Genomic DNA, 14,421 nt, shown 5'->3' with positions numbered 1-14,421 from the left:
GATGCGCGTCTGTTCCTTGAGAACTCAACAGTGTGCCAAATAGTCGATGCCATATGGCTCGCTATCTGATGATGCTTCGGCCCGTTCGGGTGGGGGTGTCGGTGGGTGGTGGGTCTTGGTTGAGATAGGTGTCGTGTCTTYCACCTCCGTGGGGGTGCGGCATCAAAATTCAGCCGAATCTGAACGGTCCTTATCGGGACCATTTCGTGTGTCGGTTGCTTCACTGCTTCGGTGGTGGGGTGCCATGTAGACATTTACGGAGAGTTTGATTCTGGCTCAGGACGAACGCTGGCGGCGTGCTTAACACATGCAAGTCGAACGGTGATGGCCAGCTTGCTGGTCTGATCAGTGGCGAACGGGTGAGTAACACGTGAGCAACCTACCCCAGACTCTGGAATAACCATGGGAAACGATGGCTAATACCGGATACGAGACGCACACGCATGTGTGGTGTCTGGAAAGATTTATCGGTCTGGGATGGGCTCGCGGCCTATCAGCTTGTTGGTGGGGTAGTGGCCTACCAAGGCGACGACGGGTAGCCGGCCTGAGAGGGCGACCGGCCACACTGGGACTGAGATACGGCCCAGACTCCTACGGGAGGCAGCAGTGGGGAATATTGCACAATGGGCGCAAGCCTGATGCAGCGACGCCGCGTGAGGGATGACGGCCTTCGGGTTGTAAACCTCTTTCAGCAGGGAAGAAGCGCAAGTGACGGTACCTGCAGAAGAAGCGCCGGCTAACTACGTGCCAGCAGCCGCGGTAATACGTAGGGCGCAAGCGTTGTCCGGAATTATTGGGCGTAAAGAGCTCGTAGGCGGTTTGTCGCGTCTGCTGTGAAAACCTAAGGCTCAACCTTGGGCTTGCAGTGGGTACGGGCAGACTAGAGTGCGGTAGGGGTGACTGGAATTCCTGGTGTAGCGGTGGAATGCGCAGATATCAGGAGGAACACCGATGGCGAAGGCAGGTCACTGGGCCGCAACTGACGCTGAGGAGCGAAAGCATGGGGAGCGAACAGGATTAGATACCCTGGTAGTCCATGCCGTAAACGTTGGGCACTAGGTGTGGGGCTCATTCCACGAGTTCCGTGCCGCAGCAAACGCATTAAGTGCCCCGCCTGGGGAGTACGGCCGCAAGGCTAAAACTCAAAGAAATTGACGGGGGCCCGCACAAGCGGCGGAGCATGCGGATTAATTCGATGCAACGCGAAGAACCTTACCAAGGCTTGACATACACCGGAAACTTCCAGAGATGGTTGCCCCGCAAGGTCGGTGTACAGGTGGTGCATGGTTGTCGTCAGCTCGTGTCGTGAGATGTTGGGTTAAGTCCCGCAACGAGCGCAACCCTCGTCCCATGTTGCCAGCGGGTTATGCCGGGGACTCATGGGAGACTGCCGGGGTCAACTCGGAGGAAGGTGGGGATGACGTCAAATCATCATGCCCCTTATGTCTTGGGCTTCACGCATGCTACAATGGCCGGTACAAAGGGCTGCGATACCGCGAGGTGGAGCGAATCCCAAAAAGCCGGTCTCAGTTCGGATTGGGGTCTGCAACTCGACCCCATGAAGTCGGAGTCGCTAGTAATCGCAGATCAGCAACGCTGCGGTGAATACGTTCCCGGGCCTTGTACACACCGCCCGTCAAGTCACGAAAGTCGGTAACACCCGAAGCCGGTGGCCCAACCCTTGTGGAGGGAGCTGTCGAAGGTGGGACTGGCGATTGGGACTAAGTCGTAACAAGGTAGCCGTACCGGAAGGTGCGGCTGGATCACCTCCTTTCTAAGGAGCATCTGGCAGCCGCATCACCTGTCATGGGTGGTGCAGGGTGTCCAGGCCCGTTGTCCCTGCCGTGGAACATCGACTGTTGGCCGGCTTACGAGCTGGTGGCGACCTAGTACGCCAGGCCCTTCGGGGTTCTGGGTGGGAACGGTTGGCTGCTGGGGAGGGGYCGGCTGGGCACGCTGTTGGGTCCTGAGGGAACAGCCGGAAGGTTGTTTCATCAGGGTCGCTGCGCACGCGGTCCGCACCTGAGGGTGYGGGGTGGGTGCGGGTGGCTGCGGGCTGGTACCGCTCAGACGAACCACCCACCGCACGGAACCCGGGAACGGGTCTGGTGTGGTGGGTAGGCGCTGGGGTGAGGGTGCTTGTTCCGGTCGTAGCTTGAGAACTGCACAGTGGACGCGAGCATCTTTTTTGAATGAGGGTGTCCAGGCCCGTTGTCCCTGCCGAACGAGTGGGGGACGGTGCTCGAGGGTGGAACATCGACTGTTGGCCGGCTTACGAGCTGGTGGCGACCTAGTACGCCAGGCCCTTCGGGGTTCTGGGTGGGAACGGTTGGCTGCTGGGGAGGGGYCGGCTGGGCACGCTGTTGGGTCCTGAGGGAACAGCCGGAAGGTTGTTTCATCAGGGTCGCTGCGCACGCGGTCCGCACCTGAGGGTGYGGGGTGGGTGCGGGTGGCTGCGGGCTGGTACCGCTCAGACGAACCACCCACGCACTGGTGCGCAAGCGCTGGGGTGTGGGTAGGCGCTGGGGTGAGGGTGCTTGTTCCGGTCGTAGCTTGAGAACTGCACAGTGGACGCGAGCATCTTTTTTGAATGAATCTTTGTGGTCAAGTTTATAAGGGCACAGGGTGGATGCCTTGGCAGAACGGGTCTGGTGTGGTGGGTAGGCGCTGGGGTGAGGGTGCTTGTTCCGGTCGTAGCTTGAGAACTGCACAGTGGACGCGAGCATCTTTTTTGAATGATTTTTGTGGTCAAGTTTATAAGGGCACAGGGTGGATGCCTTGGCACTAGGAGCCGAAGAAGGACGTTGTAGCCTGCGATAAGCCTCGGGGAGTTGGCAAACGAACCGTGATCCGAGGATGTCCGAATGGGGAAACCCCGCACGAGTCATGTCGTGTGACCCGNTTTGTGGTCAAGTTTATAAGGGCACAGGGTGGATGCCTTGGCACTAGGAGCCGAAGAAGGACGTTGTAGCCTGCGATAAGCCTCGGGGAGTTGGCAAACGAACCGTGATCCGAGGATGTCCGAATGGGGAAACCCCGCACGAGTCATGTCGTGTGACCCGCACCTGAATATATAGGGTGTGTGGAGGGAACGGCGGGAAGTGAAACATCTCAGTACCGCCAGGAAGAGATATTCCGTGAGTAGTGGCGAGCGAAAGCGGATCAGGCCAAACCGTGTACGTGTTCAAGCCGGCAGGCGTTGCGTGCACGGGGTTGTGGGACCTTTCCGTTGGATCTGCCGATCCGACAGGGAGTCAGAAAGTCGCGTCATAGTCGAAGGGCATTGAAAGGCCCGGCACAGAGGGTGTGACCCCCGTAGACGAAATGGCGTGGCCTCCCGAAGGGGATCCCAAGTAGCTCCGGGCCCGAGAAACCTGGAGTGAATCTGCACAGACCACTGTGTAAGCCTAAATACTACCTAGTGACCGATAGCGGACAAGTACCGTGAGGGAAAGGTGAAAAGTACCCCGGGAGGGGAGTGAAATAGTACCTGAAACCGTGTGCCTACAATCCGTTGGAGCCTCCCTAGCAGGGGTGACAGCGTGCCTTTTGAAGAATGAGCCTGCGAGTTAGTGGTACGTGGCGAGGTTAACCCGTGTGGGGAAGCCGTAGCGAAAGCGAGTCCGAATAGGGCGATTCAGTCGCGTGCTCTAGACCCGAAGCGGAGTGATCTAGCCATGGGCAGGTTGAAGCGCGGGTAAGACCGCGTGGAGGACCGAACCCACCAGGGTTGAAAACCTGGGGGATGACCTGTGGTTAGGGGTGAAAGGCCAATCAAACTCCGTGATAGCTGGTTCTCCCCGAAATGCATTTAGGTGCAGCGTCACGTGTTTCTTGCCGGAGGTAGAGCTACTGGATAGCCGATGGGCCCCACCAGGTTACTGACGTTAGCCAAACTCCGAATGCCGGTAAGCCAGAGCGTGGCAGTGAGACTGCGGGGGATAAGCTCCGTAGTCGAGAGGGAAACAGCCCAGACCACCAGCTAAGGCCCCTAAGCGTATGCTAAGTGGGAAAGGATGTGGAGTTGCACAGACAACCAGGAGGTTGGCTTAGAAGCAGCCACCCTTGAAAGAGTGCGTAATAGCTCACTGGTCAAGTGATTCCGCGCCGACAATGTAGCGGGGCTCAAGTATACCGCCGAAGCTGTGGCATTCACATATCAGCTCAGCGCACCTTCGGGTGTGTTCAGGCGTGTGGATGGGTAGGGGAGCGTCGTGTGGCGAGTGAAGTCGCGGGGGAACCCAGCGGTGGACGCCACACGAGTGAGAATGCAGGCATGAGTAGCGAATGACGGGTGAGAAACCCGTCCGCCGAATGATCAAGGGTTCCAGGGCCAGGCTAATCCGCCCTGGGTAAGTCGGGACCTAAGGCGAGGCCGACAGGCGTAGTCGATGGACAACGGGTTGATATTCCCGTACCGGCGAAGAACCGCCCATACCGAGCCCGGTGATGCTAAACGCCCGAGCTGGTGCATCGTCCCTTCGGGGACACCGCACCAGGGAGCGCGTGACCCGAACCGGTAGTAGGTAAGCGTATTAACAGGGGTGACGCAGGAAGGTAGCCAAGCGTGGCGATGGTAGTCCACGTCCAAGGTCGTAGGGCGAGGTGTAGGCAAATCCGCACCTCATACAGCCTGAGAGCTGACGGTGACCGCGAATGCGGGAATCTGGTGATCCTATGCTGCCAAGAAAAGCCTCGACGCGAGGTTCTAGCCGCCCGTACCCCAAACCGACTCAGGTGATCAGGTAGAGAATACCAAGGCGATCGAGAGAATCGTGGTTAAGGAACTCGGCAAAATGCCCCCGTAACTTCGGGAGAAGGGGGGCCTGAAGCGTGAACCGACTTGCTCGGGGAGCGTGAAGGGCCGCAGAGACCAGGGAGAAGCGACTGTTTACTAAAAACACAGGTCCGTGCGAAGTCGCAAGACGATGTATACGGACTGACGCCTGCCCGGTGCTGGAAGGTTAAGAGGACGGGTCAGCCGCAAGGCGAAGCTCAGAATTTAAGCCCCAGTAAACGGCGGTGGTAACTATAACCATCCTAAGGTAGCGAAATTCCTTGTCGGGTAAGTTCCGACCTGCACGAATGGCGTAACGACTTCTCCGCTGTCTCAACCGCGAACTCGGCGAAATTGCACTACGAGTAAAGATGCTCGTTACGCGCAGCAGGACGGAAAGACCCCGGGACCTTTACTATAGTTTGGTATTGGTGTTCGGTGCGGCTTGTGTAGGATAGGTGGGAGACTGTGAAGCCGGCACGCCAGTGTCGGTGGAGTCAACGTTGAAATACCACTCTGGTCGCTCTGGATATCTAACCTCGGTCCGTGATCCGGATCAGGGACAGTGCCTGATGGGTAGTTTAACTGGGGCGGTTGCCTCCTAAAATGTAACGGAGGCGCTCAAAGGTTCCCTCAGCCTGGTTGGCAATCAGGTGGCGAGTGCAAGTGCACAAGGGAGCTTGACTGTGAGACTGACAGGTCGAGCAGGGACGAAAGTCGGAACTAGTGATCCGGCGGTGGCTTGTGGAAGCGCCGTCGCTCAACGGATAAAAGGTACCCCGGGGATAACAGGCTGATCTTGCCCAAGAGTCCATATCGACGGCATGGTTTGGCACCTCGATGTCGGCTCGTCGCATCCTGGGGCTGGAGTAGGTCCCAAGGGTTGGGCTGTTCGCCCATTAAAGCGGTACGCGAGCTGGGTTTAGAACGTCGTGAGACAGTTCGGTCCCTATCCGCTGCGCGCGCAGGAAACTTGAGAAGGGCTGTCCCTAGTACGAGAGGACCGGGACGGACGAACCTCTGGTGTGCCAGTTGTTCCGCCAGGAGCACGGCTGGTTAGCTACGTTCGGAAGGGATAACCGCTGAAAGCATCTAAGCGGGAAGCCTGCTTCAAGATGAGGTTTCCATGCCCCCTTGAGGGGTGAGAGGCTCCCAGCTAGACCACTGGGTAGATAGGCCGGATGTGGAAGAGGGGACTAACGACCCTCGCAGCTGACCGGTACTAATAAGCCGACAACTTCACCACACCATTCAATGCGTGTACGCGTCCACTGTGCGGTTCCCGAGTAACGAACGGGAACCCGTTTGACAACTCGATAGCGTTACGGCGGTCATAGCGAAGGGGAAACGCCCGGTCCCATTCCGAACCCGGAAGCTAAGCCCTTCAGCGCCGATGGTACTGCACTCGCCAGGGTGTGGGAGAGTAGGACGCCGCCGGACATCATTCAGGAAGAGCCACCCCTACGGGGGTGGCTCTTTCTGTTTCCCAGAATAGTCGAGCCACCTTCGCGGGTGGCTCTTTCTGTTTTCCTCGGGGCGGTAGAGCTGCCTTGGCGGGGGGCGAAACGCACGGTCCCATTCCGACCCCGGAAGCTAAGCCCTTCAGCGCCGATGGTACTGCACTCGCCAGGGTGTGGGAGAGTAGGACGCCGCCGGACATCATTCAGGAAGAGCCACCCCTACGGGGGTGGCTCTTTCTGTTTCCCCAACGATTTTCTGCGCGCAACGTCGGGCGTATTGATCACCAAGAATCACCGCAGTGTCGTCCCCGTTCCGCGTCGTCGGTGCGGCCCGCTGGTTGCCGTCCGGCACCCGGAGCCGGGGATGAGACGATGGGGCGGTCGATCGCGACGAGGAGAGCACACAGATGAACAGCGAGAATCGTGCCGGGAGCACACCCGACGGCAGTGGCCGGTCGGGCGGGGCGGACCGTGGTCGACCCGACCGCAACAACAGCTCGGCGCGTGGCTCGCACGGTGGTGGCGGAGCGCCCCGCGGCGGCTCGTCCGGGGGCAGCGGGCGACCGCGTTCCGACGGTTCGTCGCAGGGCGGTAGCCGTGCGTCGGGCTCGTCGTACAGCTCCGGTGGCGATCGGGGATACCGGCCCTCGTCCGGTGGTCGCCCGTCCGGTGACGACCGCGGCTTCCGCCCGTCGTCTGCAGGTCGCGCTGGGGACTCGCGCGGCGGAGACCGGTCCGGGTCCGGCAGCGAACGCCCGCCCTCCGGCAGTCGCTCCGGTGGCGACCGGCCCGGCTACGGACGCAGCGAGCGTCCGTCGTACGGCGATCGCGGCGGTGCGGGTGACCGCGGCCGCGCTGGAGAGCGTCCGTCGTACGGTGATCGGCAGGGCGGGGACCGGGGCAACAGCTACGGCGCCGGCCGGTCGAGCGAGCGTCCGTCGTACGGCGACCGCAGCGGTGGCCGGGACCAGGGCCGCGGCGGCGAGCGCTCTTCGTACGGCGACCGGGGCGGCAACGACCGCTCCTCCTCCGGGAGCCGTCCYTCGGGTGACCGTCCCTCGTACGGCTCGCGTCCTTCGGGTGACCGTCCCTCGTACGGCTCGCGTCCTKCSGGTGACCGTCCTTCTTACGGCAGCCGGCCCGCTGGTGACCGCCCCGCGTACGGCGACCGCTCGGCCTCCGGTGACCGCGGACGGGGAGACCGTCCCTCGTACGGGAGTCGCCCGGGTGGCGACCGCTCCGGCGGTGGCGAGCGCTCGCCCTACGGCAACCGCGGCGCCGGGGATCGTCCGTCGTACGGTGACCGATCTGGTGGCGGTGACCGGGGCCGAGGTGGAGACCGCCCGTCGACCGGTGGCCGCCCGAGCGGTGCCCGGCCCTCGTACGGGGACCGTCCTTCTGGTGGTGACCGCCCGTCGTACGGCAACCGGCCCTCGGGTGGCGACCGCCCCTCCTACGGTGACCGCGCGAGCGGCGCGGACCGAGGACGTGGTGGAGACCGTCCGTCGTACGGTGACCGGTCCGGTGGTGACCGGTCCGGCTACGGCAACCGTCCGTCAGGCAGCGACGGTCCGGCACGAGGTCGTTCCGGTGGAGCAGCTGACAGCCGTGGCGATCGACCGTCGTACGGTGACCGGTCCGGTGGTCGTCCGTCGGGTGACCGTCCGGCCTACGGCGACCGCTCGCGGGAGGCGCGGTCCGGGTACGGAGACCGGCCGTCCGGCGGCGACAGGTCGTCGTCCGGGAACCGGCCGCCCAGTGGCGGTCGGCCTTCCGGAGATCGGCCCTCTTACGGTGACCGGCCAGGTCCGGAGCGCTCCGGCTACGGAGATCGCCCGTCGTACGGCGGCGACCGTGACCGTGGTTCCGCTCGTCCGTCGTACGGCGACCGTCCCTCCGGCGGCGGCGACCGCAGCCGTGGAACCGAGCGACCGTCGTACGGCGACCGTGCCGGGAGCGGGCGCCCGAGTGACGGCGACCGTCGCTCGGTCGGTGACCGACCGAGCCAGGGGAGCCGTCCGTCCGCTGAGCGCGGCTCGACGGAGCGGCGCTCGTCGAGCGACCGGCCGTCGTCGAGCGGGCAGCGTCCCTCGTCGGCAGATCGTGGACCGCGGAGCTCGGGCGAGCGGACGAGCTCATCGCGGCCGGCAGCCGGTGGCAACCGCGCCGACCGCCCGGCGACCGGCGACCGTCGGCCCCCGTCCGGAGGGTCGGGTCGGGACGACCGTGCCGGCTCGAGCCGGAGCCACGGCGCCGGCACGGACGGTCGCGAGACCGACGACCGTCGGCTGACGCGACCCACGGACGAGCGCTTCGTCGCCCCCGAGATCCCGGACGAGGTCGTGTTCAGCGATCTCGACCGCTCGGTCCGTGGGCGTCTGCGCACCCTGAGCAAGGACAACGCGGAGGGCGTCGGCCGCCACCTGGTGATGGTGGGCCGGCTGCTCGACGTGGCACCCGAGCTCGCGTACGAGCACGCCCAGGCTGCTGTCCGGCGCGCCGGCCGCGTCGACGTCGTGCGCGAGGCGGCAGGTCTGGCCGCGTACCGCACGGGTCGGTACGCCGAGGCGTTGCGCGAGCTGCGCACCGTGCGGCGGCTCAACGGCTCGTCGGAGCACCTGGCGATCATGGCCGACTGCGAACGTGGCCTCGGCCGACCCGAGCGTGCGCTCGCGCTGGCTCAGGAGCCGGAGGCCGAGACGCTCGACGCCGAGGCGAAGATCGAGCTCGCGATGGTGGTCAGTGGTGCACGGCTGGACCTCGGCCAGGCCGAGGCCGCTGTCGCGGCCCTGTCGACCCCCGCAGTGCGTGCGGGAACCGGGCTCGTCTCGATCCGGGTGGCTCAGGCGCGCGCCGCTGCCCTGGAGGCGGCCGGACGGTCCGCCGAGGCCCTCGCCGAGCTGGCGCCGTACACGCAGGACCAGCTCGACGAGGCAGCGGGTGACGTCGAGGTGGAGGACGAGGTGGTCTCGTTCGACCTGAGCGAGTTCGACGCCGACGGCGAGTACGACGAGGAGGAGCCTGAGGCGGTCGACGCTGTCGATGCGGCGGACGACTCTGACGGCGACGGCTCGGACGAGGACGATGAGTCCGACGACGACGTCGACACTGCTGACGCCTCCGAGGCCGCGGATGTTGTGGCCGAGGCGGTAGTCGACAGCGACGACACCGACGACCCGGATGACGCGGGCGACATCGATGACGCGGGCGACAGCGACGACGCGGATGATGCGAGCGGTGCGGTTGACGTGGACGGCGCAGACGAGGCGCCCGAGGCGGACGGTGCTGCGCCGGTTGTCGACGTCGTGGACGACGTCACTCCGGACGGGGTACCCAACCCGGGTGAGTCGGACGTGCAGGGGTCGGACGAGGCGGAGGGCGGTCGGTGACGGGCGGTCTGGTCGGCTCGCTGACGCCGCTCGCAGACCGGTTCGACCTCGCGCTCGTCGACCTCGACGGGGTGGCCTACCGCGGCCACGAGCCGATCGACGGCGCGGCCGAGGGGCTGACGTCGGCGCGTGCGCGCGGCATGCGGCTGGTGTTCGTCACCAACAACGCGTCGCGTGAGCCGGAGTCGGTGGCGGACCAGCTCACGGAGCTGGGCATCGCGGCGGAGCCGTCGGAGGTCATGACGGCCGCGCAGGCGGCGGCGCAGCTGTTGCTGACGCGGCTGCCGCGCGGGTCGAAGGTGCTGGTCGTCGGCGGTGCGGGGCTGGTCACGGCGGTGCGGAAGGCCGGGTACGTGGTCGTCGAGTCCGCGGACGACGACCCGGCGGCGGTCGCGCAGGGGTTCGCCCCGGAGGTGGGCTGGCCGCAGCTGGCGGAGGCGGCGTACGCCGTCGGACGCGGGGCGTGGCACGTGGCCTCGAACCTCGACCTCAGCCTGCCGACGGCGCGGGGGTTCGCCCCCGGGAACGGTTCGCTCGTCGGCGCCGTGCGAGCGGCGACGGGCGTGGTGCCGGACAGTGCGGGCAAGCCGGCGCCGACCATGTACGACATGGCTGTCGAGCGGGTCGGGGCACGCGAGACGCTCGTCGTCGGTGACCGGCTGGACACCGACCTGGCCGGTGCGCGGGCGGGCGGCTACATCGGGTTGCACGTGCTGACGGGTGTGAGCTCCGCGCGCGACGACGTGCTCGCCGTGCCGGGGGAGCGTCCGCACCTGATCGGCGCGGACCTGCGCTCGCTGCTGGTCGCGCACCCGGAGCCGCAGCAGGGGGCCGAGGGGTGGTGGACGGTCCGCGGCGCGTCGGCCCGGGTGGTCGACGGCAGGCTCGAGCTCGGTCGCGGGACTACGTCGTCGGTCGAGGACGAGGTCGACGTCGTGCGTGCTGCGTGCGCGGCGGCGTGGGCGGCGGTCGACGACGGGGTCGAGCTCGACCCGACGTCGGTCCCCGAGCTCGCGACGGCGCTCGACCACGACTGACGTGGGCGCCCGGCCTGTGTGTGGCGACAGGTCGTTGTGGGCTGCGCCAGGTAGCGTGGGCGCGTCCCGTGGCGCCTCGGTGCCCATCGAGTCCGGCGGTCAGCGTTCCGCGGACCGTGCGGGCACACGACCACGTCGGGAGGCGGCGCAGTGAGCGAGACGGACATCACCTCGACGTCGGACGACGCCGTCGACCAGGCGCTGTCGGCACTGGCCGGCCTCGAGGACCAGCCTCTGCGCGACCACGTCGCGGTGTTCGACGCGGTGCACGGTGCGCTCCAGGACCGGCTCGCGGACACGGAGGGCTGACCGGCGGTGACCACACGCCTCGACACGGAGCTGGTGCGTCGCGGTCTGGCACGGTCGCGCCGGCACGCCGGTGAGCTGATCGCGGCCGGACGGGTGACCGTCGACGGCTCGGCGGCGGCGCGCAGTGCCCTGCAGGTCACGGACGAGCGGCAGGTGTCCGTCGAGGCCGACGACGCCGACCCGGAGTACGCCTCGCGCGCCGGGCACAAGCTGGCGGGTGCGCTCGACGCGCTCGGGGCGGACGGGCCGGCCGTCGCCGGGAGGCAGTGCCTCGACGCGGGCGCGAGCACCGGAGGCTTCACCGACGTGCTGCTGCGCCGGGGTGCCACCCGGGTGGTCGCCGTCGACGTCGGGCACGACCAGCTGGTCGACCCGCTGCGCCGGGACCCGCGGGTCGAGGTGCGCGACGGCGTCAACGTCCGGACGCTGGGCGAGGGCGACGTCACGCCCGCGCCGGAGCTCGTCGTGGCTGACCTCTCCTTCATCTCGCTGACCCTCGTGCTCCCCGCGCTCGTCGCGGTGGCACGCCCGGACGCCGACCTCCTGGTGATGGTGAAGCCCCAGTTCGAGGTCGGGCGCGAGCGGCTCGGGTCGGGCGGTGTCGTCCGGCTCCCCGGACTGTGGGTCGACGCCGTCATCGGTGTGGCCCGCGTGGCGGCAGAGCTCGGTCTCGCGGTGCGCGGTGTGGTCCGCAGCCCGCTGCCCGGACCGAGCGGGAACGTCGAGTTCTTCCTGTGGCTCGCACGGTCGGACGACGACGAGCCGGTGCAGGTACCCGTCGACACGATCACGGACGCCGTGCTGGCGGACGGAGAGGTGGCCCCGTGACCAGGCGCGCACTGGTGGTCACCCACGGCGGTCGCGAGGAGGCCGTGTCGGCCACGCACGACGCCGTCCGTGAGCTGGAGCGAGCCGGTGTCGAGGCCGTCCTGGCGGCGGAGGACGCCGTCGCGGCGGACCTGCCGACGTTCGAGCTCGCCATCGTGCTCGGCGGTGACGGGACGATCCTGCGGGCCGCCGAGCTCACGCGGGGGACCTCCGTGCCGCTGCTGGGCGTCAACCTCGGGCACGTCGGGTTCCTGGCCGAGAGCGAGCGCGATGACATCGGCGAGGCCGTTCGTCGGCTGACCGCGGGCGAGTTCGACGTCGAGGAGCGCGGCACCCTCGACGTGCGGGTCCTCCGACCGGACGGGAGCACCGGCACCGGGTGGGCGCTCAACGAGGCGGCGCTGGAGAAGGTCGACCGCTCGCGCATGCTCGAGGTGCTCCTGGAGGTCGACGGCCACCCGCTGTCGTCGTTCGGCTGCGACGGTGTCGTCGCGGCCACCGCCACGGGCTCGACCGCGCACGCGTTCTCCGCCGGCGGCCCCGTGGTCTGGCCGGACGTGGACGGCATGATCCTCGTCCCCATCTCCGCGCACGCCCTGTTCGCGCGGCCGCTCGTCGTCGGCCCCCGCAGCAGGCTGGCCATCGAGGTGCTCGAACGGTCGCCGGCAGCGGGCCTGGTGACGCTCGACGGACGCCGACGGCTCGAGGTGCCCCTGGGTTCCCGGGTGGAGGTCACCCGCAGCGACATCCCGGTGCGCCTCGCACGGCTGACGCCGGCCCCGTTCACGACCCGCCTGGTGAACAAGTTCGGGCTGCCGGTCGACGGGTGGCGCGGCCGGCCGAGCGCGCCCCGACCGTCCGCACGACCCACGCCTCCGGAGGTGACGGCGTGATCGAGGAGATCCGCATCGACAACCTCGGCGTCATCGGCCGTGCGCACGTCGAGCTGGGGCCGGGCCTGACCGTCCTGACCGGCGAGACGGGCGCCGGCAAGACGATGGTGCTGACGGCGCTCAACCTGCTGCTCGGCGGCAAGGCGGACCCGGCGACGGTGCGCGTCGGGTCGACGTCGGCGGCGGTCGAGGGACGCGTCGTGCTGGGTGCGGGTGGCGCGGCGCTCGAGCGTGCCACGGAGGCGGGTGCCGAGCTGGACGACGACGGCAGCCTCGTGCTCCTGCGGACGGTCGGCGCCGGCTCCGACGGCACCGCCGGCCGGTCGCGTGCCTACGTCGGTGGGCGGTCGGTCCCGCAGGGGTTGCTCGCGGAGCTCGCCGACGAGCTGGTCACCGTGCACGGCCAGGCCGACCAGGCACGCCTGCGGTCGCCCGCCGTCCAGCGGGAAGCGCTCGACGAGTTCGTCGGATCGGCGCACCGGGAGGTGCTCGCGCAGTACCGCGCCGCCTGGGCCGAGCGCGCACGCGTGGACGCGGAGCTCACGGAGCTCGTCGACCAGGCACGCGACCGGACGCGTGAGGCCGAGCTCCTGCGGCTGGGGCTGGCCGAGGTGGAGCGGGTCGACCCGCAGCCCGCCGAGGACGTCACGCTCGCCGAGGAGGTCGACCGGCTCTCCCACGCGGAGGACCTGCGTACGGCGGCGGCGGGGGCGCACGCGGCGCTCGTCGGCGAGGACGGGGCCGACGAGGGCTCCGCGGCGGTCGGCACGATCGAGCTGGCGCGCCGGCTGCTCGAGCACGAGGGCACCCACGACCCCGCGCTCGCCGCACTGGCCACCCGCATCGCCGAGGCCGGGTACCTGCTCGCGGACGTCTCGACCGACCTGGCCGCCTATCTGGAGGACCTGCAGGCGGACCCGCTGCGCCTCGACGCCGCGCAGCGTCGTCGCGCCGAGCTGGGCACCCTGACGCGCAGCTACGGCAGCACGGTGGCCGAGGTGCTGGCCTGGGCGGACACCGCGGGCCGTCGCCTGCTCGACCTCGACGGCGGCGACGAGCGGATCGCCGAGCTGCGCGATGCCCGCGCTCGGCTCGACGGCGAGCTGGGCACGCTGGCAGACGCGGTGACAGCAGGTCGGCGTGGCGGCGCCGAGCGGTTGTCCGCCGTGGTCTCCGAGGAGCTGTCGGGCCTGGCGATGGGCGGTGCCGAGCTGCAGGTGCGCGTCGACCTCGCGGACGACCCCGGGCCGCACGGCGCCGACCGGGTCGAGATGCTCCTGGTCCCGCACGCCGGGGCGCCCGCACGACCGCTGGGCAAGGGTGCGTCCGGTGGTGAGCTGTCCCGCGTGATGCTCGCCATCGAGGTCGCGCTCGCCACCGCGCCCGGCGCCACGCGGCCGGGCACCTTCGTGTTCGACGAGGTCGACGCGGGTGTCGGTGGCCGGGCCGCGATCGAGGTCGGTCGGCGCCTGTCGGCGCTCGCGCAGGGCAGCCAGGTGCTCGTCGTGACCCATCTGGCGCAGGTCGCCGCGTTTGCCGACCATCACCTGGTGGTCACCAAGTCGACCGCCGACGGCGTCGACGTGGTCACCGAGTCGGACGTGCGTTTGGTCACGCGGGACGAGCGTGTGCGCGAGCTCGCCCGCATGCTGTCCGGTCAGGAGGACTCCGACGCCGCGCGGACGCATGCCGCAGAACTGCTCGAGCTCTCGTCCGTGGGACGATGAG

6 protein-coding genes and 4 rRNA genes are annotated in these 14,421 nt (G+C 67.5%); all 10 read left to right on the top strand.

Going from position 1 to position 14,421, the window contains the following annotated elements; all coding sequences use genetic code 11:
* Window positions 1-253: 253 nt before the first annotated feature.
* The 10 genes from ASD16_RS08755 to recN all read left to right on the top strand — a co-directional run bounded on the left by ASD16_RS08755 (window position 254) and on the right by recN (window position 14,420).
* A 16S ribosomal RNA gene (locus tag ASD16_RS08755) occupies window positions 254-1,774 on the top strand.
* Window positions 1,775-2,907: 1,133 nt separating this feature from the next.
* A 23S ribosomal RNA gene (locus ASD16_RS08750) occupies window positions 2,908-6,023 on the top strand.
* Between the two features lie 77 nt (window positions 6,024-6,100).
* Window positions 6,101-6,217, top strand: a 5S ribosomal RNA gene (gene rrf / locus ASD16_RS08745).
* 100 nt (window positions 6,218-6,317) lie between these two features.
* A 5S ribosomal RNA gene (rrf, locus tag ASD16_RS08740) occupies window positions 6,318-6,435 on the top strand.
* The 16S, 23S and 5S rRNA genes sit together here, the layout of an rRNA operon.
* Before the next feature lie 2,144 nt (window positions 6,436-8,579).
* Entirely contained in the window at window positions 8,580-9,626 is a 1,047-nt protein-coding gene (locus ASD16_RS08735) for a hypothetical protein (RefSeq protein WP_082570659.1), read from the top strand.
* Window positions 9,623-10,663 (top strand): HAD-IIA family hydrolase, encoded by a 1,041-nt coding sequence (locus ASD16_RS08730; RefSeq protein WP_055915473.1) that lies wholly within the window; start codon window positions 9,623-9,625, stop codon window positions 10,661-10,663. Before ASD16_RS08735 ends, ASD16_RS08730 begins: the two co-directional genes overlap by 4 nt.
* Before the next feature lie 150 nt (window positions 10,664-10,813).
* Window positions 10,814-10,972, top strand: a complete 159-nt coding sequence (locus ASD16_RS22020) for a hypothetical protein (protein WP_200942882.1) — start codon at window positions 10,814-10,816, stop codon at window positions 10,970-10,972.
* Between the two features lie 6 nt (window positions 10,973-10,978).
* On the top strand, window positions 10,979-11,800 hold the full coding sequence (locus tag ASD16_RS08725) for a TlyA family RNA methyltransferase (RefSeq protein WP_055915471.1): 822 nt from the start codon (window positions 10,979-10,981) through the stop codon (window positions 11,798-11,800).
* Window positions 11,797-12,693 carry an NAD kinase gene (locus ASD16_RS08720; protein WP_055915469.1) on the top strand — a complete coding sequence of 299 codons (897 nt, stop codon included), beginning with the start codon at window positions 11,797-11,799 and terminating at the stop codon, window positions 12,691-12,693. The genes ASD16_RS08725 and ASD16_RS08720 overlap by 4 nt, the downstream gene beginning before the upstream one ends.
* Window positions 12,690-14,420: a DNA repair protein RecN gene (gene recN, locus ASD16_RS08715; protein WP_055915937.1), complete on the top strand. Its 1,731-nt coding sequence runs from the start codon at window positions 12,690-12,692 to the stop codon at window positions 14,418-14,420. Before ASD16_RS08720 ends, recN begins: the two co-directional genes overlap by 4 nt.
* Window position 14,421 lies beyond the last annotated feature (1 nt).

Origin of the sequence: Cellulomonas sp. Root485 (genome assembly GCF_001426705.1) — a bacterium.
Classification (GTDB): Bacteria; Actinomycetota; Actinomycetes; order Actinomycetales; family Cellulomonadaceae; genus Cellulomonas.
The sequence above is the reverse complement of the archived record's forward strand: the minus strand, read 5'-3'. Positions and strand labels throughout refer to the sequence as shown.